General features: G+C 64.3%; 22 protein-coding genes. 12 read left to right on the forward strand and 10 right to left on the reverse strand.

Going from position 1 to position 25673, the window contains the following annotated elements; translation table 11 throughout:
• Nucleotides 1–19 precede the first annotated feature (19 nt).
• Nucleotides 20–2662 (forward strand): phosphatidylglycerol lysyltransferase domain-containing protein, encoded by a 2643-nt coding sequence (locus DX923_RS02540; protein WP_116112466.1) that lies wholly within the window; start codon nucleotides 20–22, stop codon nucleotides 2660–2662.
• Nucleotides 2659–4062, forward strand: a complete 1404-nt coding sequence (locus tag DX923_RS02545) for an alpha/beta hydrolase (RefSeq protein ID WP_116112468.1) — start codon at nucleotides 2659–2661, stop codon at nucleotides 4060–4062. The genes DX923_RS02540 and DX923_RS02545 overlap by 4 nt, the downstream gene beginning before the upstream one ends.
• An 80-nt stretch (nucleotides 4063–4142) precedes the next feature.
• Here DX923_RS02545 and DX923_RS02550 read toward each other — a convergent pair whose 3' ends face one another.
• From DX923_RS02550 to DX923_RS02560, 3 genes are read right to left on the reverse strand one after another with little or no spacing between them, the layout of a single operon-like run.
• Nucleotides 4143–5708, reverse strand: a complete 1566-nt coding sequence (locus DX923_RS02550; protein ID WP_116112469.1) for a PTS ascorbate transporter subunit IIC — start codon at nucleotides 5706–5708, stop codon at nucleotides 4143–4145.
• Nucleotides 5709–5738: 30 nt separating this feature from the next.
• A complete protein-coding gene (locus DX923_RS02555) occupies nucleotides 5739–6011 on the reverse strand; it encodes a PTS sugar transporter subunit IIB (RefSeq protein WP_116112471.1) in 273 nt (90 codons plus the stop codon).
• A complete protein-coding gene (locus DX923_RS02560) occupies nucleotides 6008–6499 on the reverse strand; it encodes a PTS sugar transporter subunit IIA (RefSeq protein WP_116112472.1) in 492 nt (163 codons plus the stop codon). The genes DX923_RS02555 and DX923_RS02560 overlap by 4 nt, the downstream gene beginning before the upstream one ends.
• 122 nt (nucleotides 6500–6621) lie before the next feature.
• On the opposite strand from DX923_RS02560, the gene DX923_RS02565 reads away from it, so the two are divergent.
• From DX923_RS02565 to ptsP, 4 genes are all read left to right on the forward strand, one after another.
• The gene (locus tag DX923_RS02565) at nucleotides 6622–7905 is read left to right on the forward strand and encodes an ROK family transcriptional regulator (RefSeq protein WP_162872732.1); all 1284 of its coding nucleotides are present in this window, start codon (nucleotides 6622–6624) and stop codon (nucleotides 7903–7905) included.
• 155 nt (nucleotides 7906–8060) lie between these two features.
• A complete protein-coding gene (locus tag DX923_RS02570) occupies nucleotides 8061–10169 on the forward strand; it encodes a transketolase family protein (RefSeq protein ID WP_116112476.1) in 2109 nt (702 codons plus the stop codon).
• 31 nt (nucleotides 10170–10200) lie between these two features.
• Nucleotides 10201–10470, forward strand: coding sequence for an HPr family phosphocarrier protein (locus DX923_RS02575; protein ID WP_116112477.1), 270 nt, complete (start codon nucleotides 10201–10203; stop codon nucleotides 10468–10470).
• Nucleotides 10471–10474: 4 nt separating this feature from the next.
• Nucleotides 10475–12172, forward strand: a complete 1698-nt coding sequence (gene ptsP, locus DX923_RS02580; protein WP_116112479.1) for a phosphoenolpyruvate--protein phosphotransferase — start codon at nucleotides 10475–10477, stop codon at nucleotides 12170–12172.
• 76 nt (nucleotides 12173–12248) lie between these two features.
• Here ptsP and DX923_RS02585 read toward each other — a convergent pair whose 3' ends face one another.
• Nucleotides 12249–13130: a sulfurtransferase gene (locus tag DX923_RS02585; RefSeq protein ID WP_205413094.1), complete on the reverse strand. Its 882-nt coding sequence runs from the start codon at nucleotides 13128–13130 to the stop codon at nucleotides 12249–12251.
• A gap of 261 nt (nucleotides 13131–13391) precedes the next feature.
• On the opposite strand from DX923_RS02585, the gene DX923_RS02590 reads away from it, so the two are divergent.
• The 4 genes from DX923_RS02590 (at nucleotide 13392) to DX923_RS02605 (ending at nucleotide 18157) form a co-directional block, all read left to right on the forward strand.
• Nucleotides 13392–16004 (forward strand): ATP-dependent Clp protease ATP-binding subunit, encoded by a 2613-nt coding sequence (locus DX923_RS02590; protein WP_116112482.1) that lies wholly within the window; start codon nucleotides 13392–13394, stop codon nucleotides 16002–16004.
• Nucleotides 16005–16179: 175 nt separating this feature from the next.
• The gene (locus DX923_RS02595) at nucleotides 16180–17022 is read left to right on the forward strand and encodes a DMT family transporter (protein ID WP_116112484.1); all 843 of its coding nucleotides are present in this window, start codon (nucleotides 16180–16182) and stop codon (nucleotides 17020–17022) included.
• A 56-nt stretch (nucleotides 17023–17078) separates the two neighbouring features.
• Nucleotides 17079–17729, forward strand: a complete 651-nt coding sequence (locus DX923_RS02600; protein WP_116112486.1) for a class I SAM-dependent methyltransferase — start codon at nucleotides 17079–17081, stop codon at nucleotides 17727–17729.
• A gap of 113 nt (nucleotides 17730–17842) precedes the next feature.
• Entirely contained in the window at nucleotides 17843–18157 is a 315-nt protein-coding gene (locus DX923_RS02605; protein ID WP_116116111.1) for a DMT family transporter, read from the forward strand.
• A 34-nt stretch (nucleotides 18158–18191) separates the two neighbouring features.
• Here the strand turns inward: DX923_RS02605 and DX923_RS02610 are convergent, their stop codons facing one another.
• The 4 genes from DX923_RS02610 to DX923_RS02625 form a co-directional block, all read right to left on the reverse strand.
• Nucleotides 18192–18590, reverse strand: a complete 399-nt coding sequence (locus tag DX923_RS02610) for a Fur family transcriptional regulator (protein WP_116112487.1) — start codon at nucleotides 18588–18590, stop codon at nucleotides 18192–18194.
• Between the two features lie 75 nt (nucleotides 18591–18665).
• Nucleotides 18666–19679 carry a metal ABC transporter permease gene (locus DX923_RS02615; protein WP_116112489.1) on the reverse strand — a complete coding sequence of 338 codons (1014 nt, stop codon included), beginning with the start codon at nucleotides 19677–19679 and terminating at the stop codon, nucleotides 18666–18668.
• Entirely contained in the window at nucleotides 19672–20463 is a 792-nt protein-coding gene (locus DX923_RS02620) for a metal ABC transporter ATP-binding protein (RefSeq protein WP_116112491.1), read from the reverse strand. Before DX923_RS02620 ends, DX923_RS02615 begins: the two co-directional genes overlap by 8 nt.
• Entirely contained in the window at nucleotides 20460–21440 is a 981-nt protein-coding gene (locus DX923_RS02625) for a metal ABC transporter substrate-binding protein (RefSeq protein WP_116112492.1), read from the reverse strand. Before DX923_RS02625 ends, DX923_RS02620 begins: the two co-directional genes overlap by 4 nt.
• Nucleotides 21441–21685: 245 nt before the next feature.
• Here DX923_RS02625 and DX923_RS02630 point away from each other — a divergent pair, with 245 nt between their 5' ends.
• Together DX923_RS02630 and DX923_RS02635 are read left to right on the forward strand one after the other, a co-directional pair.
• Entirely contained in the window at nucleotides 21686–22204 is a 519-nt protein-coding gene (locus DX923_RS02630) for an amino-acid N-acetyltransferase (RefSeq protein ID WP_116112494.1), read from the forward strand.
• Between the two features lie 208 nt (nucleotides 22205–22412).
• Nucleotides 22413–22700: a GNAT family N-acetyltransferase gene (locus DX923_RS02635; protein ID WP_240322708.1), complete on the forward strand. Its 288-nt coding sequence runs from the start codon at nucleotides 22413–22415 to the stop codon at nucleotides 22698–22700.
• Nucleotides 22701–22942: 242 nt separating this feature from the next.
• Here the strand turns inward: DX923_RS02635 and DX923_RS02645 are convergent, their stop codons facing one another.
• Nucleotides 22943–23614: an ATP-binding cassette domain-containing protein gene (locus DX923_RS02645; protein WP_205413095.1), complete on the reverse strand. Its 672-nt coding sequence runs from the start codon at nucleotides 23612–23614 to the stop codon at nucleotides 22943–22945.
• A gap of 38 nt (nucleotides 23615–23652) precedes the next feature.
• Nucleotides 23653–25659, reverse strand: coding sequence for a bacteriocin-associated integral membrane family protein (locus DX923_RS02650; RefSeq protein WP_162872733.1), 2007 nt, complete (start codon nucleotides 25657–25659; stop codon nucleotides 23653–23655).
• Nucleotides 25660–25673 lie beyond the last annotated feature (14 nt).

Here is a 25673-nt window from a genome sequence, read left to right on the forward strand (position 1 = left end):
GACGAAGGAGCGCCGTGCTTTGAGCACAGGTGACGATAGACCCACCGCCGTCGAGCGGTACCGCGCAGGGCGACGTCGAACCGTCCTGTGGTTGTGGCAACGGCTACGGATCGCCTTGCGCGACTCACCGGTCACGGTCATGGCCTTGGTCTGGTTGTCCTGCGCAACCGTTGCGGCGCATCTGCTCCCGGTGAGCTCCAGAGCCTTCCTAGCGGACACGGTCCTCCTGCGGCACGGCGACCTACTGGCCGAGCCGTGGACCCCCCTCACGTCCTTACTCCTGCCGTCCAACCCGCTGGACGCCCTTGTCAGTCGTGGCCCGGTGGTCACCGCAGCCCTGCTCTTCGTTCTCGGGGTGGCGGTGGAACGTCGTCTGGGCTCCCATCGCTTCCTCGCGGTGACCGTGATCGGCAATGTCGTCGCTGCCATCGGCACCCTGTTCTTCGCCATGCTGGTCCGGAGAGTCTTCCCGGAATGGTCCGAGTCGATATCGGCGTTCACCTTCGCCGGACCCGGCGTCGCTGTCATCGCCGCGGCAGCGTGTGCCACGGCGACATTGACCCATCTGTGGCGACGTCGCATCCGTGCCACTGGGACCACTGTGGTGGTGACGATGGCGCTCTACCACGGTGGTGCGGTTTCGGTGGCGGCGACATCTGCGGTGGTCTGCGGTCTGTTCATGGGCCGGCTGATGCGCCGTCACCGGGTGGAGACACGACCGTTGGGAACGATCCACGAACGTCGTGTCCTGCTCTCCTTGATCATCACCGCAGGCGCCATCGGCCCGTTGGTCGGAGCCTGGCCCGATTTCGCCGAGGGGCCTTTGTCCATCCTGGGAGGCTCCATCGCTCTGCCCTCTGCCGGGGGGTCGGACGCCATGGCGACGGTCTGTGCCGAGGACAGGTTCTCTCGTGAATGTGCTGAATACCTGCTGGCTTCAGACCCCAATCCCGGGGTGTTGCTGCTGACCTTCATTCCCACCGCGATCCTGTTGTTGTGTTCGGTCGGATTGCGTCGAGGCCGCCGACTGGCGCTGATGATCGTGGTCGTCCTCGAGATCGCTCTGGGCGGTTTCTTCCTGAAGACCCTGCGAAGCCTGCTCGACGTAGAAGAACAGCTGGGCATGTTCATCGGTGTCGAGCTCAGCTGGGTCGAGCTCGCCGAGGTGTGGATCCCCTGTCTTGTGCCGATCGGGCTCGCCCTGTTGTTGCTTTTCCACCACAGGCTCTTCGCCACCCCCGGGCCGACGGGGAGTGTGCGGCGGTTGTTCGCCTGGGTGACGGGCGCGTGCTCGGTGGGACTCACCGTCTACGTGGTGGGTGGGCTCGCCGTAGCGGACCAGTGGACAGGTCAGGTCTCCGCTTTCCAGCTGGCGAAGGATGCCCCGCGAAGGCTTGTACCACTGGAGTACCTGCTTCCGATGAATGATGCTTTTCCCGCGCTTCTCCCCATGGGGCCGCAAGCGACCTTCTTGTACTCCTGGGTCGGGGTCCTCACCTGGCTGCCGATGGGTGGGGCGCTGTTGCGCGCCATGTCCCATGCACCGGCGGCTGACCCGGGTGCTGGACGAGCCCGGGAACTGCTCATTCGTTACGGTGGCGGCTCGTTGTCGTGGATGGGGCTCTGGGAGGGGAACCGGCATTGGTTCTCCGCCGACGGCCAGTCCTATGTGCCCTTCCGGGTGATCGGCGGGGTCGCCGTGACGACGGGCGACCTGGTGGGGCCGGCCTCTGCGCAGGAGAGGGCATTGGCCGAATTCCTGTCCTATGCGGATGCACAAGGATGGACGGTGTGCTTCTACTCGGCGACGGCCGATCTGCGGGAGCGGACGGCTGCCCGCGGCTGGCAGAGCACCCAGGTTGCTGAGGAAGCGGTTCTTCTGCTCCCTGACCTGGCTTTCACGGGGAAGAAATTCCAGGATGTGCGCACAGCACTGAACCACGTCAAGAAGCAGAATCTCACCACCACGTGGACGACCTGGCGGGAAGCCCCGCTGGAGGTGCGCCTGCAGATCAGGGAGATCTCCGAACAATGGGTCGGGGAGCAGACGCTCCCCGAGATGAGTTTCACCCTCGGCGGGCTGGCCGAGATCGCAGATACCGACGTGCGGCTTTTCCTGGTGTCCGACAGCGTGGGCGTGGTTCATGGTTGTGCTTCGTGGCTGCCGATCCATCGGGACGGGCGACTCGTCGGCTGGACCCTGGACTTCATGCGCCGTCGGCCTGATGGTTTCCGACACACGATGGAGGTGCTGATCGGGCAGGCCGCACTGGACCTGAAGGCGGAGGGATACGAGGAGCTCAGTCTTTCCGGTGCTCCCCTGGCGAAGGTGACCACGGCGGAAGAAATGCCTTCGCGACCGGCGGGTTTCCCGGCCGCTGTCGATTCGGTCTTGGAAAAGGTCGGTAAACAGCTCGAGCCGGTGTACGGCTTCCGTTCGTTGCTGCGTTTCAAAGCGAAATTCCAGCCCACCTACCGCCCGCTCTACCTGCTCTACCCCGACCCTGCGGCGCTTCCGGCGATCGGCACAGCCATCGCGCGGGCCTATCTTCCTGACGCTGATCTCGGCGACCTCTGGCAGGTCAGCAGCCTGATTCGAGGGTCACGGCGCGCTCAGGAACAGAAGGTTTCATCGGAGCGGGTTTCGGGGCCGACCCGGTGATCCTCTCTTTCCAGGCAGACCTGTGGCAGATGCCCTGGGTCTCTGCTCTGTTGCGCCTGCCGGTGCTGGGGGTCGCCGCCGAGGCGGTGACCTATGCGGTGATGGCGCTGTGCGTGGTGCTCCTGGTGAACGTACCGTCGCTGAAGGGGCACCGTCGTTGTCCTGCCTTGGCCGTGGCGGCTGGTATCGGAGCAGCGGTAGGTGTCACGGTCACTGTCCTGGCCGACCAGGTGTTGTCATGGGTTCCCGGCGGTATCCCACCGGGTGCACGGGCCTGGTTGGTCGCAGCGTCTACTGTCCTCGGGTTGGGCTGTGTCGCGGTGGGGCAGGGTCCTGGTCTGCGGCGTGTCCTGGCCTTCGTCCTGTTGATACCGGTCGGTGTGACAACCGCAGTAGGGGTGAACGCCTCCTACGGTTTGTTGGGGGACATCGGGTCCTTGATGGGCAGGAGTTCCTCTCGACCGGTCGGAGTCGATCAGCTGCCGCCGTTGCCGAGCCGGACGGAGAACACCGCGGAGTGGGTCGCCCAGGGGTGGAGTCCGCCGGCGGGGATGCTGGAGCACGGACGTCGTGTCGCGGTCGAGATACCCGGTGAGGTCTCGGGATTCCGAGCCAGGCCTGCGGGTCTCTACCTTCCGCCGGCTGCACTGGTTCCGGATGCTCCTGCGTTACCGGTCGTGGTGATGATGATGGGGTCACCCGGCAGTCCGGATCTGACCCATGTCGCTGATGCGCTGGACAGGGAGGCTGTCCGGCATCGCGGGCTGGCCCCCATCGTGGTGGTGGCCGACCAGCTGGGGAGCAGTTATGTGGACACCCTGTGCATGGACACTGCTGCGCGTGGCGCAGTGGAGACCTATGTCAACACTGATGTCGTGTCCTGGATCGAACGGCATCTCCATGTCTCCCGACACCGGTCAGGGTGGACCGTCGCCGGATATTCCAACGGCGGCCTGTGCGCGGCTCGGTTCGCTGCGCGGCATTCTCAACGTTGGGGTAATGCGCTGAACATCTCCGGGGAGGAATTCCCCGGGTCGGACCGTCCGGAGAAAACCTTGGCCGATATCTTCCACGGCGACCGGGCGGCGTACGAGAACACCGCCGTCCCTCAGCTGCTGGGTCAGGTGTCGTTGCCGGACACCTGGATGGTGTTCACGGTCTGTGCCGATGACACCCGACATCTTCCCGGGGCCCGTCGAGGTGCTTCAGCAGCGGCTGCCGCAGGTGCGCACAGCGTTTACCTGGAGTCTCCGTCGGGTGGGCATGTTCTTCCTGCACTGGTGGCCGGGGTCGACCGTGGGTTCGCGGCCTTGTATCCGCGGCTGGGGTTGGATCTGTGGCATCCCCCACAGGACGCGCACCGTGCCGTGCCGGCAGAGGGTCCTCCGTCGGGAAGTTGATCCGTGTTTGACCTTTTCGGGGAACACCTGTGGTGGGGGCCCGTTCTGCGACGAAGCCCCCACCACAGGTGTTTGTCGGGTCAGGCCTTGGCCTCCGTCGGAGCGGCTTCGTCGTCCGTGGACGAGGCGTTTTTCGAAGAAGCCGCCGCAGCTGCTTTCTGCTTGGCAGCTTTTGCCTCGGCCGCGGCTGCTGTTTTGGCGGCCTTGGCCTGCTCCTTCTGTTCGTTCAGCCAAGCGGTGCGTTTCGCGGCGGGTTCCCAGCCGGAATCCACGAAACGTTTCTGCACCCAGATGGCGCTGATGAGCAGAAGTGCGGACAACGCTGCCAGACCGGCGAGACCACCGATCGGTCCCAGCTTGATGATGTGGCCGACCAGGAAGCCGTACCAGGCGAAGTCGGCGTCACCGAAGGTGGTATTGGCGAAGCCGAGCGTGCCGAGCACCCCCAGGAGGAAGGCCGGGAGGAAGGAGATGAGTACCCCGTTGGTGAATCCTCCGAAGACTGCGCCGCGCCGGCCACCGGTGGCATTGCCGAAGACTCCGGCTGCACCGCCGGTGAAGAAGTGCGGAACCATACCCGGCAGGATCAAGGCCAGGCCGAGCGCCGGCCCGAAGACCCAGGCCAGGAGGGCGAAGGAGACCAGCCCGCCGGCGAAGGAGGAGATGAACCCGATCAGTACGGCGTTGGGTGCGAAGGGGTAGACGATGGGGCAGTCCAGCGCGGGGACCGCGCCGGGGACGACCTTGCGGGAGATGCCCTCGAAGGCGGGGACCAGCTCGGCCAGGATGGTGCGAACCCCGTACAGGATGATCGATACCCCGATGCCGAACTGCAGACCTTGGGCGACACCCTTCATGATGAAGTCGCCGCCGTCCTTGGCCTTCAGCATGGCGAAGGCGATGTCGCTGCCGAGCCCGATCCAGGCCCAAGCGCAGAAGACGACGTAGAAGAGCACCATCGACAGTGCGGTGGCCACCATCGAATCACGCAGGAAGCGCAGCCCTTCGGGGACCTTGATGTCCTCGGTGGAGCGTGATTTCCGGCCGACGGCCTGGCCCACCGCGCCGGCGGCGACATAGCCGAGGGTGCCGAAGTGGCCGATGGCGAGCTTGTCGTTGCCGGTGACCTTCTTGGTGTACGGCTGGGAGACGGCAGGCATCACCGTCATGATCGTGCCGAGCAGGACCGAGGCGACGACGACCTGGAGCACCGGATGCGGTTTGGCCACGGAGAGCACCACGGTCAGCATGGTCGCCATGAAGAACATGTGATGGCCGGTGAGGAAGACGTACTTCAGCGGGGTGAGCCGGGCGATGATCAGGCTGACGAGGAATCCGCCGATCATCACCCAGGCCACCTGTGCCCCGAACTGGGCGGCAGCGATGGAGACGATGGCTTCGTTGGTGGGGACCACGCCTTGGGCACCGGTGGTCTTGAGGATGAGCTCGCCGAGTGGTTTGAGGGAGGCGACGACCACTTCGGCCCCGGCGCCGAGGATGAGGAAGCCCAGGGTGGCCTTGAGCGCTCCTCCGATGACCTGCCCGGACTTCTTGCCCATGGCGAGGAGACCGACGGCGGTGATGAGGCCTACCAGGTAGGCCGGCACCGACAGGATCTGGTTGACGATGAAGTTTGCGATCTGCATGACGATGTCTTCCCGACCGTGCCGTGTCGGCTACTCGCCGACGGACGAGATCTGCTCGGAGATCTCGTCGACATCCATGAAGTTGGTGACGATGCGGACCGGGGTGCTCAGGTCTTCGAGTTCACCGGCGAGTTCGGCGCTGGTGAGGACCAGGTCCGCCATGGCAGCGGCGCCTTTGGCGGTGCCGATGTCGGCGGCTTCGACCTCGCCGTCGATGTCGAGGGCCTCGAGTGCCTTCTCGGTGTTCATCTTCAGGAGGATGGAGGTGCCGATTCCCATTCCGCAGACGGCGATGATCTTCATGAGTCCTTCTTTCCCAGGCTGGCGTCGATGGCGTGGAGGAGCTGGTCTGCGTCGTCGGCTGCGGACAGCTCCGCGCGACGGGCTGGATTCGAGATGATCTCGGCGATCTGCCGGAGAGCCTCGAGGTGCGTGTCGTGGTCGGTGCTGGCCAACCCTACGACGAGGTCGACGGGGTCGTTCTGGGGGTGTCCGAAGGACACGGGCTCGTCCAGGGAGAGCCAGGACATGCCGGGTTTGAGTACGGCTTCGGAGGCCTGGGCGTGGGCGAGGGCGAAGCCCGGCGCGATGACGATGTAGGGGCCGAACCGGTCGACGGCGGCAATCATCTGTTGGGTGTAGGCAGCGGTGGTGCTTCCACTCGTGTGGAGGAGCCTCCCGGCTTCTTCCACGGCTGCACGCCAATCCGCAGCGGACGCATGCAGATGGATGGCTTCGGGGGGTAATAGGTCCGTGAGGGAACTGTGTTCAGGCCCCTGTTTCGCGCACATCGCTGTGCCTCCTCATGCGTCACCGGGACCGTTCGGCCCCAAGTTTTGGTCACTATAGGTCAAAACCATCGACGGTCGCTAGCCTTGGTGATGTCGTTGAGCAATGTCGCGAGGGGAATTCCATGGAGGAGACGGGACGTCCGATGGGGGCGCGGTCCATCCGCAGGGCCGGCGCGATCCGACCCCGTACAGGGCTGCGTTCGGAGGTGGGGCCAGGCGCACTGCTCGCGGTGATCCGGGAATCGGGCGGGCTGACCCGCCGTGACTTGATCGACATGACCGGCTTTGCGCGGGCGACGGTCGAGTCCAGGCTCGACGCGCTCCTGGGCTCGGGGCTGATCGTGGAGCGGGCCCGCCAGGGAGGTACGGGTGGGCGCCCTCCGAAGGTCTTCTCGTTCAACGAACAGGCCGGTTATCTGCTCAGCGTGGTACTGGGGTCCAGCCATACCCGGATCGGGGTCTCCGATCTGGGGTGTCGCACGGTGGCCGTGGAGGACCTGGACGTGGACATGTCGGCCGGTCCCGGCGTGGTGCTTGGCGCGGTGGGTACCCGGTTGCGACGCATGCTCGAGCAGCGGGGTATCGAGCCTCGGACGGTTCTGGGGGTGGGGGTTGGGGTGCCCAGTCCGGTGGAGCTGGGTGGCCGGATGGCCCGTCCTCCGGAGCCGGGCGGCCTGTCCGACCTGGGAGGACAGTGGGCAGATGTGGTCATCGCCCGGGAGATCATGGCTTTTCTGCCGGGGTTGGGGGTGGAGGCGGTTCCGGTGGTCGTGGACAAGGACGCCAACATCATGGCGTTGGGGGAATGGCGGACGACCTGGCCGGATGTGCGCGATCTCATCGTCTTCAAAGTCGGCATCACCCTGGCCTGCGGGATCGTGGCCAATGCCTGTGTGGTGCGGGGTGTGGGTGGGATCGCCGGTGACCTGGGGCATGTTCCGGATCCGGCCAGTGATGTGCGCTGCCGGTGCGGTCAGTCGGGGTGCGCCGAAGCCGTGGCCAGCGGGGAGGCCATTCGGCGGGCGTTGGGTGACCGGGGGCGCGGGTTGAAACGAGGGCGGGACATCGTCGAGCTGCTGCATGCGGGAGATCCGGAGGTCGCCGAGCATGTGGTGCGGGCGGGGCGGCACATCGGGCGGGTGATCGGCGATGCGATCTCCACCTTGAATCCGGAGCTGGTCGTGGTCGGTGGAGCTCTCGCCGAGGACAATCCGCTGCTCATCGATTCGATCCGCTCAGTGGCGGCCGCGCGGGTGCATCCGCTGGCAGCAGCGAGCACGCAGATCGTGGCGTCGACGATCAAGGAGGACACCGGTGTGATCGGGGCTGCTTTGTTGGCTCTGGAGGAAGCCTTGGATCCGGTCGTGGTGGACGCGATGGTGGGGGTGGGCCGGACCGGGGGGTGATCGGGGCCCGGGTCCGGGAGGGGCCCTTCACCTGGGGGGTCGCATTCAGTTGAGTTTTGTCTTACTCTAGTCATAACTGGATCAAGTCCTGGGGTCCTCGACCTCCACCGCAGTCGACGGGCCCCAGGGCGACCACAGCGAAGGACGACTCAGGGATGATCACCTCGGCCGAAGCAGATCTGATCCGATACGCCAGGGTGCTGCCCTTGGACATCGTGCAGGCCAAGGGCAACGGACACGCCGGCACCGCCGTCGGCCTGACGCCCCTGATGACCGTGCTCTACCGGCACCGACTCGTCCACGACCCCCAACACCCCGACTGGGCAGGGCGGGACCGTTTCGTCCTCTCCGCAGGGCACGCCAGCCTCGCGCTCTACCTCCAACTCTTCCTGACCGGTTACGGCCTGGAACTCGACGACCTGCGTCGTGCCCGAACCCTCCACGCACTCACCCCCGGACACCCGGAGCTCGGCGTCACCCCAGGAGTGGAAACCTCGACCGGGCCGCTCGGGCAAGGGCTGGGCAATGCCGTCGGCATGGCCATGGAAGAACGTCGGGTCCGGGCCATGCTCGACCCGCAGAGCCCGGCCGGGGAAAGCCCCTTCGACCACCGCATCTGGTGCTTGGTCTCCGACGGCGACTTGATGGAGGGGCTCTCCCACGAGGCCGCCGCGCTCGCCGGACATCTCCGACTCGGCAAACTGGTCGTCCTCTGGGACGACAATGGCATCAGCATCGAAGGTCCCACGCAGATCACGACCTCAGAAGACGTGCCTGCCCGCTTCGCTGCCTACGGATTCCGCGTGCTCACCCTCGAGGACGCCGAAGACCTCGACGGGATCGACCGCACCCTCGCCGAAGCGGCTGAAGCCCAGGACGGCGACGCCCCCACCTTCATCCGGGTCCGCACCCGGATCGGCCACCCCATGCCGAACCTCGGAGGCACTGCAGCCGCCCACGCCGGACCGGTCGGTGAAGCCGAGATCAGACAGACCAGAAACGTGCTCGGGCTCGACACCGAAGCCTGCTTCCACCTTCCCGAAGACCTGCTCCTGGCCTCCCGGGAAGCCGCTGCGGCGCGTGGGACACAGCTACGTGAACAGTGGCAGGCCCGCCACACCGCCTGGCAAGAACGAGCCACCCCGGAATGCCGAGAACTCCACCGGCGGCTGCGCGCCCGACAGCTGCCCGACGACCTGTGGCACAGCATCGTCCGTGACCTCGAAGAACTCACCGACCCCGTAGCCAGCCGCACCGTCACCGCTCGTATCCTCGCCGCCCTGGGAGAGCGGATGCCCGAGCTCTGGGGCGGATCCGCCGATCTCGCAGACACCGCCTGCGGTCGACTCAGCACCACCGACAATGTGCTCAGCCCGGTCGACACCACCGGACGGGAAGGTGGACCAGGAGGACGCCAGGTCCACTTCGGCATCCGAGAACACGCCATGGGTGCCCTCGTCAACGGTATGGCGCTGAGCGGAATCACCCGACCCTTCGCCAACGGCTACCTCGTCTTCTCCGACTACCTGCGTCCCGCGCTGCGCATGTCCGCTCTCATGCAGCTGCCCGTGATCTACCTCTTCTCCCACGACTCCGTGGCCGTCGGCGAGGACGGACCCACCCACCAACCGGTCGAACACCTGGCCGGACTGCGTTCCCTGCCCGGCCTGGCCGTCGCCCGACCCGCTGACGCCGGGGAAACTCTCGGCGTATGGCGCCGCACCCTGGAGTCGGCAACCGGGCCTACCGCGATCATCGGTGCCAGACAAGCCACCCCTCCGGTCGCCGAACTCAGCGCAGGCGCCGCCGGTGCCGTACGAGGCGCCTACATCCTGCGCGACGACGAGCAGGTCGAAGTGCTTCTCCTGGCCACCGGCTCAGAAGTACACCTGGCCTGCGCCGCCGCCGACCGGCTGACCGCCGAAGGCCTCGGCGTCCGGGTCGTGTCCATGCCCTGCCTGGAATGGTTCGAGGACGAGGACATCGCCTACCGAGAAGCCGTCCTGCCACCGACGGTCGCCGCTCGAGTGAGTATCGAAGCCGGTGTCACCACAGGCTGGTGGCGTTACCTGGGCACCTACGGACGTGCTGTGGGCGTTGACCGCTTCGGCGAGAGCGGCCCGGGCGATATCGTCCTTGCTCGAGCCGGGGTGGAGATCGACGCCGTCGTCGACGCCGCCCGATCATCACTTTCCGCCGTGCGCCGCGGCGATCCCCATCGGGACGAACCCTCCGGCGCAACCCCAGACACCATCAGCTCATAGCTGATCGACAACCGTCCCTGAGGAGAAAATCATGGCTGTCCGCACTGTGCCCGTTGCTGCTTCTGTCGGTCTGCACGCCCGTCCGGCCTCCCTCTTCGTCCAAGAGGTGATGTCTACCGGGCTTCCGGTCACGATCGCCTGCGGCGACCGTGGCCCCGTCGACGGGCGCAGCATGCTGGGCGTGATGACCCTCGGTGCACGCCACGGCGAGGAAGTGACCCTCACCGCCGAAGGCGAGGGCGCTGACGAGGCCCTGGAACGCCTGGTGAACTTCCTCTCCCGCGACCTGGACTCGGAGTGAGCCGATGAGCGAACGCACTCTGAACGGCATCGGCGTCAGCGAAGGCATCGCCGTCGGACCGGTGGTCCGTCTCGCCGAGATGCCACATCCGCCATTTGACGAGCCGAAGACAGCCAACCAGAAGGAATCGGCCCGTCGGATCCGCACCGCGCTGGAAGAAGTCGCCGTCGCCCTGGAGAAACAGGCCGCCGCTGCAGACCCTGCTGCCAAGGAGATCCTTGAAGCCAGCGTGATGATCGCCCGCGACCCCGGCCTGACCGCCGCGGTCGACGAGCGGCTCGCGACCGGAACCGGCGCAGCACAAGCCCTCAACGACGCCGTAGACAGCTACTGCGACATGCTGACCCAACTCGGTGGCTACATGGCCGAACGGGTCACCGACCTGCGTGACGTGGGCGCCCGAGCGATATGCAGACTGCTCGGCGTCCCCGAGCCGACCATCCCCGCAGTGAAGAGCCCCTCAGTGCTCGTCGCCCGCGACCTGGCCCCCTCCCAGACGGCAGGGCTGAACCCGAAGAAGATCGTCGGCTTCATCACCAGCGAAGGCGGACGGACCGGCCACACAGCGATCCTGGCGGCTCAGCTCGGCATCCCGGCCGTGGTCGGCGCCACCGACGCCCTCACTCTTCCTGAAGGCAAGAAGGTCCTGCTCGACGGCGCGACCGGAACGGTCCTGCTCCGGCCCGCGGAGAGCCAGATCGCGGCGGCACGCAAACAGGAATCCACCCGTGCAGCGCTCTGCGCGGAAGCCTCCGGCCCCGGGGCGACCAAGGACGGAGCCCGCGTCCAACTCCTGGTGAACATCGGTACACCGCAGGACGCCAAAGCCGCCGCCGGAACGGACGCCGAGGGAGTCGGCCTCTTCCGTACCGAATTCGCCTACCTGGACCGGACCCAGGCCCCCACCCGCGAAGAACAGACCCGGATGTACACGGAGGTCTTCGAAGCCTTCGCCGGGAAGAAGGTCGTGGTTCGTACCCTCGACGCCGGGGCGGACAAACCCCTGCCCTTCGTCCCCGCCGCTGCCGAAGAGAACCCCGCCCTGGGCGTCCGTGGTCTGCGGCTGCAGCGCAGCGTGGACAACCTGCTGGCCGTACAACTCAGCGCGATCGCTGACGCTGCCCGGCAGACCAGCGCAGACGTCTGGGTGATGGCACCGATGGTGGCGACTCGTGCCGACGCCGAGATCTTTACCGCAACGGTCCGGGCCGTCGGACTGTCCACCGCCGGAACGATGGTGGAGATCCCCGCTGCCGCACTGCGCTCGCGGGAGCTTCTGCAGGTGTGTGACTTCGCGTCGATCGGTACGAACGACCTCTCCCAGTACGCCTTTGCCGCTGACCGGATGAACAGCGCGCTCTCGGGTTACTTGGACCCTTGGCAGCCTGCCCTTCTGGACCTCGTGGCGATCACCTGCGAAGGCGCTTGTTCGGCGGGCCCGGGGGAGATCGGGACGACCCGACCTGTCGGTGTCTGCGGAGAAGCCGCCGGTGATCCTCTGCTGGCTTGTGTCCTGGTGGGTCTGGGGGTGAACAGCTTGTCGATGGCGCCTTCTCGCGTACCTCGGGTACGGGCGGCCTTGCGTGCCCACGACATGGCGACCTGTCGAGCGATGGCTGCGGCAGCCCGACGATCAGCCTCGGCCGAAGCGGCTCGGGAAGTCGTCCGGTTGTTGGCCGAGCCCTCCGTGCGCGATCTGTGATCCGCGCACGGGCGGTGAGCGGTGCGGGGCCCAGGGGCCGAGGTATCGACGCCCCGTACCGCTCGACCGGCCGATCTCATCCCACTGGCGCAGAGTCGCCTTTCTCCGGGCCGGTGACGACCGGGTGCCCGTACTGCGGGTCGCCCCACTCGGTCCAGCTGCCGTCGTAGACGGACACGAGCCCAGGGTCGTATCCGGCGACGCAGGCGGCCAGTGCGGTGACACAGGCGGTGACCCCTGATCCGCAGCTGAAGGCCACATTCGGATGACCTTCGGTGGCTTCGTCCATCATGGATCGAAGCTCGGCGGCGGGTTTCATCAGGCCGTCCTGTTGCGTGGCCAGGTAGGGCAGATTGGTGGCGCCCGGCATGTGCCCGGAGCGCAGACCGGGCCGGGGCTCGGCGTCGACTCCAGTGAACCTGCCGTGGCTACGTGCGTCGACGACTGCGCACGCCGGGTCCTGGAGGAGCACGGTCATGGTGTCGGCGTCGATGATGGCGCCGGGACGAGGGCGGGCCGTGAAATTCCCTTCGGGAATCTCCTGCTCGTCGGGAATCGGTTCGAGGTCGTGCCCGGCGTTGATCCAGGCGTCCAGTCCACCGTCGAGTACGGCGATCCGGGGGTGGCCCATGGCGTGGAACATCCACCAGGCTCTGGCAGCGGAGTAGAGCTCATGGATGTCGTAGACGATCACGGTGCTCTCCGTGCTGATCCCCAGCTTGCGGGCCCGTTCGGTGAAGGCCTCCGGGCTGGGCATGGAGTGTGGGAGGGAGCTGTCGTCATCGGAGAAGTCGTGTTCGAGGTCGAACCGTCGTGCACCGGGGATGCGTTGTCCCCTAGGGTCGTTCGGCGGAATGGATGCATCGAGGAGAACGAGATCATCGTCGCGCAGATGACTTGAGAGCCAGGAGATGTCGACGATGGGGGGAAAGACTGTGGTCGGCGTGGGGGTGCTCACGTCCCCCATGCTGCCAGGAGGTGGTGCCTATCGGACTCCGGGTCATCGGCCCTGCCGGGGGTACGCCCAGAGCGAACATCGCCTTTCTCTCCGGATTCATCCGGAAGAAACGGAATCACGAAGCCGGTCAGGGCGTTCGTGGAGACAAGAGAAGAGACTGTCCGGACCCTCCGGTGAGCCCGGTTGCATCCGACGGGAGCAGGCAGTCCAGGCAAGAGCACCGATAGCATCGAGGTATCTCGATAGCGAGGAGCGGGTTACATGTTCGAACGGTTCACCGACCGGGCGCGTCGGGTGGTCGTGCTTGCGCAGGAAGAAGCGCGCATGCTCAACCACAACTACATCGGCACCGAGCACATCCTGCTCGGCCTCATCCACGAGGGTGAAGGCGTCGCCGCGAAGGCTCTGGAAAGTCTCGGCATCTCGCTGGACGCGGTCCGCGAGCAGGTGCAGGAGATCATCGGCACGGGCACCCAGGCACCCAGCGGGCACATCCCGTTCACCCCGCGGGCGAAGAAGGTCCTCGAGCTGAGCCTGCGTGAGGCACTCCAGCTGGGCCACAACTACATCGGCACCGAGCACATCCTGCTCGGCCTCATCCGGGAGGGCGAGGGCGTCGCGGCCCAGGTGCTGGTCAAACTGGGCGCAGACCTGTCCAGGGTGCGGCAGACCGTCATCCAGCTGCTCTCCGGATATCAGGGTAAAGAGACCGCAGCGGCGGGGGTCGGCGGCCAGTCGACCCAGGAAGGCACGCCTGCGGGCAGCCTCGTCCTCGACCAGTTCGGACGCAACCTGACCCAAGCCGCCCGCGAAGGCAAACTCGACCCCGTCATCGGGCGGAGCAAAGAGATCGAACGGGTCATGCAGGTGCTTTCCCGGCGCACCAAGAACAACCCGATCCTCATCGGCGAGCCCGGCGTCGGTAAGACGGCCGTCGTCGAAGGTCTCGCGCAGGACATCGTCAAGGGCGAGGTGCCCGAGACCCTCAAGGACAAGCACATCTACACCCTCGACCTCGGCGCGCTGGTCGCGGGCTCCCGCTACCGCGGCGACTTCGAGGAACGGCTGAAGAAGGTCCTCAAGGAGATCCGCACCCGCGGCGACATCATCCTGTTCATCGACGAGATCCACACCCTCGTCGGGGCCGGTGCTGCCGAGGGCGCCATCGACGCGGCCTCCATCCTCAAGCCGATGCTGGCCCGTGGCGAACTGCAGACCATCGGGGCGACCACCCTCGACGAGTACCGCAAGCACATCGAGAAGGACCCGGCTCTGGAACGCCGCTTCCAGCCGATCCAGGTCGCCGAGCCGACCCTGCCGCACACCATCGAGATCCTCAAGGGACTGCGCGACCGTTACGAAGCGCACCACCGGGTCTCCATCACCGACTCGGCCCTGATCGCCGCGGCGAACCTGGCCGACCGGTACATCAACGACCGGTACCTGCCGGACAAGGCCATCGACCTCATCGACGAGGCCGGGGCCCGACTGCGTATCCGCCGGATGACCGCACCGCCGGACCTGCGCGAGTTCGACGAGAAGATCGCCCACGTCCGCCGCGAGAAGGAAGCCGCGATCGACGGGCAGGACTTCGAGAAGGCCGCCAAGCTGCGCGACGACGAGAAGCAGCTCATCGACGCCAAGGCCAAGCGGGAGAAGGAATGGAAGTCCGGTGACATGGACGTCGTCGCCGAGGTCGACGAGGAGCTGATCGCCGAGGTCCTGGCTGCTTCCACCGGTATCCCGGTCTTCAAGCTGACCGAGGAGGAGTCCACCCGGCTGCTCAACATGGAGGCTGAGCTCCACAAGCGCATCGTCGGCATGGACGACGCCATCAAGGCGCTCTCCCAGTCGATCCGGCGTACCCGCGCCGGTCTGAAGGATCCGCGTCGCCCCGGCGGCTCGTTCATCTTCGCCGGCCCCACCGGCGTCGGTAAGACCGAACTGGCGAAGGCCCTGGCCGAGTTCCTCTTCGGGGACGAGGACAGCCTGATCACCCTCGACATGTCCGAATTCGCCGAGAAGCACACGGTCTCGCGCCTGTTCGGCTCCCCGCCCGGCTACGTCGGCTACGAGGAGGGCGGCCAGCTCACCGAGAAGGTGCGCCGCAAGCCGTTCTCGGTGGTGCTCTTCGACGAGGTCGAGAAGGCCCATGCCGACATCTTCAACAGCCTGCTGCAGATCCTGGAGGACGGCCGCCTGACCGACTCCCAGGGCCGGGTCGTCGACTTCAAGAACACCGTCATCCTGATGACCACCAACCTGGGCACCAGGGACATCTCCAAGGCGGTCAGCCTCGGGTTCGCCCCGGACTCCTCCGCCGGCGCCAGTAACTACGAGCGGATGAAGAACAAGGTCCAGGACGAGCTGAAGCAGCACTTCCGGCCGGAGTTCCTCAACCGGGTCGACGACATCGTGGTCTTCCCGCAGCTCACCGAGGACGAGATCGTGCAGATCGTCGACCTGATGATCGCCCGTCTCGACGAGCGTCTGCGTGACAAGGACATGGGGATCGAGCTTTCGCCTGCGGCGAAGAAGCTCCTGGCGAAGAAGGGCTACGACCCGGTGCTGGGCGCGAGGCCGTTGCGCCGGGCCATCCAGCGGGACATCGAGGACGTGCTCTCCGAGAAGATCCTCTACGGCGAGATCGGTGCCGGTGAGCTGGTGTCGGTCGATGTCGAGGGTGAGGGCAAGGAAGCGAAGTTCACCTTCGTCGGCGCGAAGAAGGACCTCGACCCGCTGCCGGTTCCCGATCACGCACCGGGCAGCGCTCACGAGTCCAGCCCGGAACATCTGGGCGGTTTCTCAGGAGGCTCGGCCTCCGGGGAAGCACCTGAACCGCCTGCTTCGCCCTTGGGTGGATCGATCGGCTGACCAGCTGTGTCCTGAGTTCTTCAGCACAGACGAACGGTGGGGGGCAGCACTTCTTCTGAGTGCTGCCCCCAGCTGTTGTCATGAGGAGGACACCGGAAGACGCACTCCGGCCGAGAACAGTCGGCAGCGAACGCATGCTGAACAGCTGGTGGGCGGACGTTAGTCTGAGAAGGATATGAACGCGCTGCTCGGACCCCTCGTCGCTCTTGCTGCTGCACTCGCTTACGGCGGGTCCGACTTCTTGGGCGGGATGCTTTCCCGCCGCCGTCCAGCGGCCGCTGTGGTGGGTGTCTCGCAGGCCTGTTCCTTGGTCTTCCTGGTCCTGGTCGTCGCGGTGGTCGGGATCCCCGACGACTGGTCCTGGCTACCGTGGGCCGTCGGCGCCGGCGCGGCGGGGGCCATGGGGTTGATCTTCTTCTACACGGCTCTGGCCAGCGGCACGGTCAGTGTGGTCTCCCCGATCAGTGCCACTGGCGCGATCTTGCCGGTGGCCATCGCCTTCCTCGGCGGTGAGCGGCCAGGCGCGGTGAAGGTCACCGGAATCGTGTTGGCGTTGTTCGGAGCGGTGCTGGCCTCAGGGCCGGAGCTGCGTGGCGAGCCGCATGTGAAGGCACGGGCGGTGTGGCTGGCGGTGCTCGCCGCGATCTGTTTCGGGGTCACGGTGTACGCGATCGCCCGAGGTTCGCAGGTCTCGGCGCTGGCCACCATGCTCGGGATGCGGGCGACGAGTGTCACCGGTTTCGTGATGGCAGCGGTGATCACCCGGAGCGTGGGCGGGGTGAAGCCAGGTGAGCTACCCGTGCTCGCTGCGGTGGGGATCACCGATGTGGGGGCGAACCTTCTGCTGGGGATCTCGACGACCTTGGGCATGGTGTCCGTGACCACGGTGCTGGCCTCTTTGTATCCGGTGGTGACCGTGGCCATGGCGGCGATCTTCCTGCACGAACGGATGCGTCCGATCCAGATGGTCGGGGTGATCGCTGCTCTGGCCGGCGTCGTCTTGATCGCGGGGGTCTGACCGGGGCGCTCTTCGGCTACCAGGAGACTGTCGGAACCGTCGGGCATGATGCGGTCATGGATGCGAGGACCCACGAGTTGCGACAGTCCCACGACCGGCTCGCCGAGGTCTACGCCGAACGCCTGGCAGGGCATCTGGCCCAGGCACCGGCCGAGCGGGCCGTCCTGGGGTTGTTCGGTGAATTGGTGCGAGGGGCTGCCGATTCCACCGCAGGAGAGATGCTGGTCGGCGACATCGGCTGCGGTACCGGGAGACTGGTGCCCTTCCTGACGACGCTGGGCTTATCTCCCCGTGGAGTCGACCTGTCCACGGAGATGATTCGGGTGGCTCGGCGCGAACATCCCGGTTTCACCTTCGAGGTCGGTGATCTACGGGAGCTGCCTTTCGAGGACGCCTCTTTGTCCGGTGTGGTCTGTTGGTACTCGCTGATCTTCTTGCCGCGGGAAGAGCGTGCGGCGGCTTTCGCCGAGCTCGCCAGGGTGGTTCGCCCGGGCGGATATCTCACTGCGGCTTACAAGGTTGGTGGAGGCGAGGCCCGCCGAGGCGGGATCTCCCTGGGTGTCGCCTTCGACGTCTACTGGCTCGATCCGGGGCAGATGCAGAGGCTCGCCGAGGACGCGGGATTCACCGTGGTTTTCCGTGCCGAACGCCCTGCCGAGCCGGACGAATACCAACCGCAGGGGTATCTGATCGCTCGGCGGGGCTGACCCTCCCCGGCCGCCCTTGCTAGCCTGAAATCGGCCCTTCGACGGTGGAGGTGACCCCGGACGAGAGGCCCGCCGTACCCGGACACGACGACGGCGAGGCAACGGAGTCCGTCATGAACTGGATCGTCCTCGTCGTCGCCGGCATGTTCGAGACCATGTGGGCCAGCGCGCTCGCCCAGCCCGACTGGTGGCGGCGTCCCCTACCGCTGGTGGCCTTCGTCGCCGGAAGCCTGATCTCCCTCGGCGGGTTGTCCTGGGCCCTGCGATCGATTCCGGTGGGCACCGGGTACGCCATCTGGGTAGGGGTCGGGGCAGCGACGACCGTGGTCTACGGCATTGTCGCGCTCGGTGAACCGGCCACCGCAGCCCGTATGGTGTGCATCGGTCTCATCATGGCTGGGATCATCGGGCTGAAACTGGTGTCCTGAACCCGTAGGAGCTTGATCTGCTCACGCGCGGGGGTCAGGGCTTGGCGCAGTCTTCACAGGTACCGAAGATCTCCAAGGTGTGCCAGATGTCGGAGAAGCCGTGCCTGCGGGCGACCTCCTTGGCCCATTCCTCGTCCTGGGGGACCTCGATCTCCACGGTCTTCCCACAGTCCTGACAGACCAGGTGGTGGTGGTGCTCGGTGGTCGAGCACAACCGGTAGATGGCTTCACCGTCGTGGCGGCGGATCATGTCGGCCCGTCCGTCCTGGACCAGCCCGGCCAAGGAACGGTAGACGGTGGCCAGGCCGATGGTGTCGCCTCCTTCACGTAGGCGTGCGTGTAGGGCCTGCGCCGACAGGAAATCGTCGGTATTGCGCAGGGCCTCCTCGACGGCGCGCCTTTGACGGGTGGCGCGGCGTTCACCCTCGACCATCAACGGACTCCCCTCTGCCGAAGCTGTGACGGTCGACTTTACCGTGAGTCGGTCGACATTCAGCCTTTGTCCAGCTCAGCTCAAGGATGACCGGTTCTTCTCTGCGGTGCGGGGATGGTCTTCGGGCCGGTGCTCGTCGTAGTGGTCGCCGTGCTGGGCGTGGAGGTGTCCGTCATGGAGGTAGTCGACGTGATCGCCGTGGAGGATTGCCGGGTGTCCGCATCCGGGGCCGTGGTCGTGTTCGTGTGCTCCGATGTGGTGCGTGTCGTGGCGGAGTCCCCGAATTCGGGCGAGGAGTGCCACGAGGACAGCCACCGCGGCGTAGACGATGACGGTGAGTACCACGATGGTCCCCCCGGAGGGGGTGTCGAGGTAGAAGGAACCGACGACTCCGCTGACGGAGCAGAGCACGCCGATGAGGACTGCGATGGCCATTCCTGACCGGAAGCTCCGGGCGAGGAGTTGCCCGGTCGCATTGGGGACGATCATCAGAGCACTGATCAGGAGGAGCCCGACGATGCGCATGGAGAGGACGACGGTGACCGCGGTGAGGACGGCCAGCGTGATGTTCAGCGCCATGACAGGTAGCCCTGCGGCTCGGCTGTACTCCTCGTCGTTGGCGACGGCGAAGAAATAGGGACGCAGCAGCCAGGTGAGGGTCACGACCACGACCGCCAGCACGGCGAAGGTCCACAGATCGCTGGAGCTGGTGGTGGTGATGGCGCCGAACAGGTAGGCATTCAGGCTCGTCCCACCGGAAGGGGCCTTGGCCATGAGGACGACGCCCAGGGCGATTCCGCCGTAGAACATGATGGCGAGGGCAACGTCCCCGCTGGTGCTCCCGCGTACGCGGATGAACTCGACGACGACCGCGCAGATGATCACCAGGACGAGCGCGGTGAGGATCGGCTGGGTGCCGGTGAGCGCGCCGACGGCGACCCCGGCGAGGGCGACATGCCCCATGCCGTCGCCGATGAGGGAGAGCCTGCGTTGGACGAGGAAGACCCCGACCATGGGGGCGGTGGTGCCGACGAGGAGTGCGGCGATCAGCGCCTGCTGCATGAATTCGTAGCGCAGGAGATCAAGCACGGTGTGTTTCCTCCCGGACACCCAGGGGTGTCCATCCGGGGCCGGGTGGGTCGTGGGGTGCCAGGTGGTGGTGGCCGCCGGTGGCCGTCGTCGGGGGGTTCTCTCCGGCCGGCCGGTCGTCGGTGATGCGTCCGCCGTGCATGGTGACGATGCGGGTGACGGCCTCGGCAAGGGCGTCGAGTTCGTGGGTCACGGTCAGCAGAGTGACGCCTTCACCGGTGAGCCGGGTCATCGCCTGGGCCAGGACGGCCTGGTTGGATTCGTCGACTCCGGCGGTGGGTTCGTCCATGATCAGGATCTCGGGTTCGGCGGCCATGGCCCGGGCGACGAGTACTCGGCGTTGTTGCCCGCCGGAGAGGTGGGTGACATCGGCTTTCTCCATGCCGCCGAGCCCGACGACCTCCAGGGCGTGGGTCACGATCTGGAGATCGCGGCGCCGTAGCCGCCCGAGGAGGCCGGTGTGGGGAAGCCGTCCGATGGCGACGATCTCCCCGACGGTGGCGACCACGGAGGTGGACAGGGTGTGCCGTTGGGGGACGTATCCGATGAGGCTGCGACGCCGTAGCCCGGCGAGGGGGTCGCCGAGGACGCGTACCTTCCCGCCGAGGTGGTCGTTCAGGCCGAGGAGTCCACGGACGAGGGTGGATTTGCCGCATCCGTTGGGCCCTAGGACAGCCAGCGATTCCCCGCGGTCCACGTGCAGGTCGATACCGGAGACGATCGTGCGGCCGGCGTACCCGAAGGATGCCGACCGCACGTCGATGACCGTGCTGCGATCTGTCACGAGCAGCTCTGCCCCTTCTTCAACGTGGCGAGGTTGGCGCGCATGACCTCGATGTAGTTCTTTCCTGCGGACTTGTCGTTGATGCCTTCGATGGGGTCGAGCACAGCGGTCTGGGCGCCGGTCTCCTTGGCGATGGTCTGCGCCACCGCGGGGCTGACCAGGGTTTCGGTGTAGATCGTGCCGACCTTGTTGTCCTTGACGAAGTCGGTGATCTTGGCCATGCGAGCGGCATCGGGCTCTTTGTCGGGGGAGATGCCGGCGATGGACATCTGCTGCAGCTTGTACCGCTCGGCGAGGTAACCGAAGGCGGCGTGGCTGGTGACGAGTTTCTTGTTGCTGCAGGTCTTCAGGCCTTCAGCGAAGTCGGTGTCAAGGGAGGCGAGCTCTTTGGTGAAGGCCTCGGCGTTCTTCTCGTAGTCGGCCTTGTTGGCAGCGTCGATCTCGCCGAGTTTGGTGGCGACAGCTCTGACGGCTTTGGTGTACCGGACGGGGTCGAGCCAGAAGTGGGGGTCTTTCTCGTCGTCCTTGTGGTCGTCCTTGTGCGGGCTGACGGTGGGGGTCTCGTGGTCGTGGTCCTTGTGGTCGCCGTGGTCGTGGCCGTCGGAGGTGGCTTTCAAGGTGAGATCGACATCTTTGGTGATGTCGTAGGCGTTCTTGGCGTTCTGTTCTTTGAGCGCTTTGTCGACGGCAGGCTGGAGGCCTTTTTCGTAGACGGCGAGTTTTGCCGAGGTGACCTTGGCGATGTCCTGGGGGGTGAGTTCCAGGTCGTGGGGTTCTACACCGGGTTTAGTCAGATTGGTGACCGTGACATGGGTGCCACCGACTTTCTCCACGATGTGCTGGAGGGGGTAGAAGGAGGCGACGACCTCGATCTTGGATCCGTTCGAGGAAGCGGATTTTGAGTCGGTGCCGCAGGCGGAGGCGGAAAGGGTGGTGGCTGCGACGAGGAGAGCAGTGGCGGCTGCACGGCGGTTCATGGAGGCCAGGCTAAACTAGATGAGAAAGATTGTCATTTAGGCTTGCCTTCCTCTTCGGATGTGTTCCTGTCCGTGCCGATCGAAGAAAGAAGCCGAGAGTGCGCCACGGCTGCCTCTCGCCGGGAGCAGGAGCAACGGATTCTGGCAGGCTTGGCTCCATGAACAGTGATGACATCCCTTCAGGGGTGGAAGGCGGGCGACCTGGAGACAGGGGGTCTGCTCAGGAAGGGAAAGCGCTCGAAGAAATGCCGCAAGGTGTTCTTTCTTATGGCATCGGACATGCCCTCACCCGCGATGTCAATGCCATCCGGGAACTGGTCAAACCTTATGCGGAAAAGCGGATTCTGATTGCGAAAGATGCCGTCGCCTACTACGAAGGACTGGCTGAATTTCGGGTGGCCAGGGAAAAGGGCACCGGGCGGATCATTGGCTGCGGCGCGCTACATGTCATGTGGGAAGATCTTGCTGAAATTCGTACTCTGGCAGTCGCTCCCGATTCCTTGGGGCGGGGAGTCGGCGGAGCCCTGGTATCCCGGTTACTGGATGACGCTGAGAAGATCGGTGTTTCTCGCGTGTTCTGTCTGACCTTCGAGGTCGACTTCTTTGCGCGACATGGTTTTCAAGCCATTGACGGGCAGGCTGTTGAGCCTGAGGTCTATCTTCAGCTGCTTCGATCCTATGACGAAGGCATCGCCGAATTCCTCGATCTGGAGCGTGTGAAGCCCAACATCCTGGGTAATACGCGGATGCTGCGCATCCTTTAGGGCGTGTCTCCTAATTGGGCGGTAGGGACGCGGCTATGGGGTGTTGGAGCGCGCACGCACAGCGGCATGAGCGTGCACAGCAAATGTGTTGACCCGGTCGAAGCCGTGCCCTGATAGTGCGGACATGGAATCGACGCCGTTCACGAACAAGCCGACCCTGTGAGGCGAGCTGGTCACGTTGCGCCCCATCCGCGCGGAGGACGCCGACGTGATCGACAACACAACGGGTCACCTCGTCGGCGAGGTCGTCCTCAACGAGTGGGACGAGGACAACGAGTCCTGCGGCTTCCGCACCTTGATCGGGGCGGCCGGCCGAGGCCGCGGGCTCGGCACCGAGGCGACCCGGCTCGTCGTCGAGCATGGCCTGACGACGATGGGCATGCACCGCATCACTCCCGAGGTGTACGACTTCAACCCGCGCGCCCGCCATGTCTACGAGAAGATCGGCTTCGTGTACGAGGGCGCCGGCCGCGAGGCTCAGCGATCACAGCCGTGATCCCTCTACTGCGCAGCAGGGCACGGTGAGCCCGCGAGGAGTAGGCCTTGTCCGTCATCACCCTGTCCCACGTTCCGTCGGCGGTGAATCGGCGGTGCTGCTTCCTGATCCCTTCAACCACGATCCGGTGAACCCCGGAACCGTGAGCCCCGGCGCCCGTCCGAGGACCTCGGCTGCGCCACTGTTCACGCCAGCTCGCCTGGTCGCCGCGCTCCCTCCCACTTCAGCGATGAAGAGCGGAGTTACTTCGGACGACGGAGCGGAACCGGTTCGAGCTCAGGAATCGTGAAAATGCGGTCACAGTGATCGGCCACGGTATCGCTGTGGGTCGCCACGATGACGGCACGTCCTCCGTCGGCCAGTTCACGCAGCATGCCCATGACCATCGCCTCGTTGGCCTCGTCCAGGGCTGCGGTCGGCTCGTCGGCCACGATGATGCGGCTCGGTTTGACCAGGAGACGCGCCAAGGCCACTCGTTGCTGCTCACCACCGCTGAGGGTATGCACAGGATCAGCGGATCTTCCCTCCAGGCCGACCTTTTTGAGTACGTCTTCAACATTGATTCTCTTCATCCAAAGGCGAGGCCTGGCGGCTATGTCTATGTTCTCTTGAACAGAGCACGATTCGACTAGCGCGTAGTCCTGGAATAAGTAACCGATGACACTCTGTCGCATCATCCTTTTTGCCCGGCTGGATGACGACGAAGCCTCAACTCCAAGGAGTTTCACCGAACCGCTGTCAGGTTGCTCAAGAAGTCCGATGCAGTGCAGGAGGGTGGATTTTCCACTTCCGCTGACCCCTCTGACGGCAAGCATCTCTCCTGCACCGACTTGGAGTTCGATATCAGACCAGAGAAGATGTGTGCCATAAGATTTGGTTAGTCCGCTTATTGTGATGATTTCTGTGTTCCCCATGATTTTCTCCTGACATATTATTTGCAGTTGGAAATTTTCTAGGAGGCGCTGGTGGCCCTTCTTGTCAGTGTCCGGTCAACCATGGAGATAGCCAGAAAAAGCGAAGATGCTCCGAAAATTAAGACACCAAGATAGACATAGGGAATGGTCTCACTCTGTTGAAGTAGAGAGACCGAGTCTCCGCCTGACGAAGCTATGTTTCCTTGGAAATTTTTCTCGTAGGAGAGATAGGAGAAAACGGACCCCAGAAGTATCCACAGGGCAAGTTCGCAGGTCAGGACCCTTCGGTAAGTTCGCATAAAGGACCATCCATGGATTCTCCGGATGAAGCTTCGTTGACGGTAAAGCGTTGAATAGGCAATTGACAAGCTGAAAGAAGTAGCCAGAAGTGTCAGGGCGGCACCGATAACTCCGACGACGGTGAAATTTATCTCACGCTTTTTTTCAGTAAGTTTTTGTGTGGAAGAAGTTCCTGCCAGTGAAATACCGGACAGGGCCTCCTTGAGTTGAGGAGAGTCGAGGATGATCCCACGTGCTTCTGAGGCATCCGTCATGAGCACGCCGCCGGAGGAGGCGGCAGAGGCGATGAAATCCCCATTCAGCGACCTGTCAGGAATACGGATGACAAAGTCTGGCTCACTGAGAGCTGAAATGCCTAGACCTTGTGAATCATAAGTAAAAAATCTAGAGCCTTGCTCCAGCTCGGCGTAACTAAATTTTTTGGAAAAGTCAGAATTTAAGCTGAATTGTATTGCTTTTTGAATCTCGGTTCTAATATTTTTACTACTTGATCCTGAGCTTCGAATCGCGATGCACGCGTCGCTTCCGCATGACTTGAGGCTCTCCGGAATATTGTTGCGCTTCACATACTGATCATTAATGATCAGAGCGTTCTGAGGTCGGCTTTCTTCGCTGATGGACATCAGCAGTTTGTGGGCTATGACGAGATGCGACTTCTTATCTTCCTCAGCGAGCCATCGCTCTACCGGGTCCATAGCCTTTTTTTGAGATTCAGAATCTGTCATCACAGAACCTACGCCGTGAAAAATGAGTCGGCCTACTCTGGCGTTCTCACCATGCCAGTGTTCATGCTCTTTTTCTGCAGAGGTGACCTGCGCTCCAGCGAGGGCAAGCGTTGTCGAGAGCGATATGACAAGCCCTGCTGCTGGAGCTCGGACCAAGCAGGAAGAAGAGATGAGAGGAATTCCTTCGGCTCTGCCCTTGACCTGCGAGAGTATCGCAGTGCAGCGCCAGGCAACTGCTGCGGAGAGGATGTGGACGATGAAGATAGCTGATAATGAAGCGACGAGCGCGTAAGCTGCCGTCCAGAGAAATGTATCTAGTTGTCCGAGTTGATTATATAAATGAAGAAAAAAGATCGAGGCTGCTCCTGAGGCTGCACATGATAGGACGGCTTGCGTGGAGCTAGATTTTATTTGACGAGATATTTCTGTGGTAAATGCATGGCCGTTCATGCGTTTGATTCCATATTGCCTGCCGCATGAAAACTGATATGCGACGATGGTGGCGCATAAAGCTGCTATTATTCCTATAATGGCCCATTCCATCCCTCTTTGGAGGGAGATCATTTGAAATAGTCCGATTTTGCCATGGGCTGTCGCTTTGAGTCCGAGTTGTTCGAGCTGCGTGGCGAACTCAGTTGCTTGTCCAGGGGTTCCATAGACGAGGTACTGGCCTGACCAGTCGTTGTTCTCGAGGTTCAACGGTGTGACTTTGGTCGACATCTTGCTGCTGAAGTCGGGATATCTTTGGTTTATCTCCGGCGCGGACGATGGGATTAATCTGATTGTTCGCGCTTCGCCTGGGTCGGTGGAGTCCGGCTCGACGCGCCCAATCGTGATCCTTTCGGATCGAACAAAACTCACCACTTTTTCGTAGGCATCCTCGGCGTTGATATTTATTTTTCCATTAGCGATGACATGTGCAGGTGAGTCGTGTGTCGGATAGCTCGCATCTGTGGCTGAAAGGCAAAAAAATGCAATCAAGAAGCATAGTGGTGCAATTAACTTGTAGATAGATTTCATATCCTTGTCGTCTT

Source organism: Austwickia chelonae, from assembly GCF_003391095.1.
Lineage (GTDB): Bacteria > Actinomycetota > Actinomycetes > Actinomycetales > Dermatophilaceae > Austwickia > Austwickia chelonae_A.

Coding starts and splice junctions, on each gene's coding strand:
- DX923_RS02550 (WP_116112469.1), bottom strand. CDS start 5,708: ATGCAGATCGCAAACTTCATCGTCAACCAGATCCTGTCGGTGCCGGCC.
- DX923_RS02555 (WP_116112471.1), bottom strand. CDS start 6,011: ATGAAGATCATCGCCGTCTGCGGAATGGGAATCGGCACCTCCATCCTC.
- DX923_RS02560 (WP_116112472.1), bottom strand. CDS start 6,499: ATGTGCGCGAAACAGGGGCCTGAACACAGTTCCCTCACGGACCTATTA.
- DX923_RS02565 (WP_162872732.1), top strand. CDS start 6,622: ATGGAGGAGACGGGACGTCCGATGGGGGCGCGGTCCATCCGCAGGGCC.
- DX923_RS02570 (WP_116112476.1), top strand. CDS start 8,061: ATGATCACCTCGGCCGAAGCAGATCTGATCCGATACGCCAGGGTGCTG.
- DX923_RS02575 (WP_116112477.1), top strand. CDS start 10,201: ATGGCTGTCCGCACTGTGCCCGTTGCTGCTTCTGTCGGTCTGCACGCC.
- ptsP (WP_116112479.1), top strand. CDS start 10,475: ATGAGCGAACGCACTCTGAACGGCATCGGCGTCAGCGAAGGCATCGCC.
- DX923_RS02590 (WP_116112482.1), top strand. CDS start 13,392: ATGTTCGAACGGTTCACCGACCGGGCGCGTCGGGTGGTCGTGCTTGCG.
- DX923_RS02595 (WP_116112484.1), top strand. CDS start 16,180: ATGAACGCGCTGCTCGGACCCCTCGTCGCTCTTGCTGCTGCACTCGCT.
- DX923_RS02600 (WP_116112486.1), top strand. CDS start 17,079: ATGGATGCGAGGACCCACGAGTTGCGACAGTCCCACGACCGGCTCGCC.
- DX923_RS02605 (WP_116116111.1), top strand. CDS start 17,843: ATGAACTGGATCGTCCTCGTCGTCGCCGGCATGTTCGAGACCATGTGG.
- DX923_RS02610 (WP_116112487.1), bottom strand. CDS start 18,590: ATGGTCGAGGGTGAACGCCGCGCCACCCGTCAAAGGCGCGCCGTCGAG.
- DX923_RS02625 (WP_116112492.1), bottom strand. CDS start 21,440: ATGAACCGCCGTGCAGCCGCCACTGCTCTCCTCGTCGCAGCCACCACC.
- DX923_RS02630 (WP_116112494.1), top strand. CDS start 21,686: ATGCCGCAAGGTGTTCTTTCTTATGGCATCGGACATGCCCTCACCCGC.
- DX923_RS02645 (WP_205413095.1), bottom strand. CDS start 23,614: ATGGGGAACACAGAAATCATCACAATAAGCGGACTAACCAAATCTTAT.
- DX923_RS02650 (WP_162872733.1), bottom strand. CDS start 25,659: ATGAAATCTATCTACAAGTTAATTGCACCACTATGCTTCTTGATTGCA.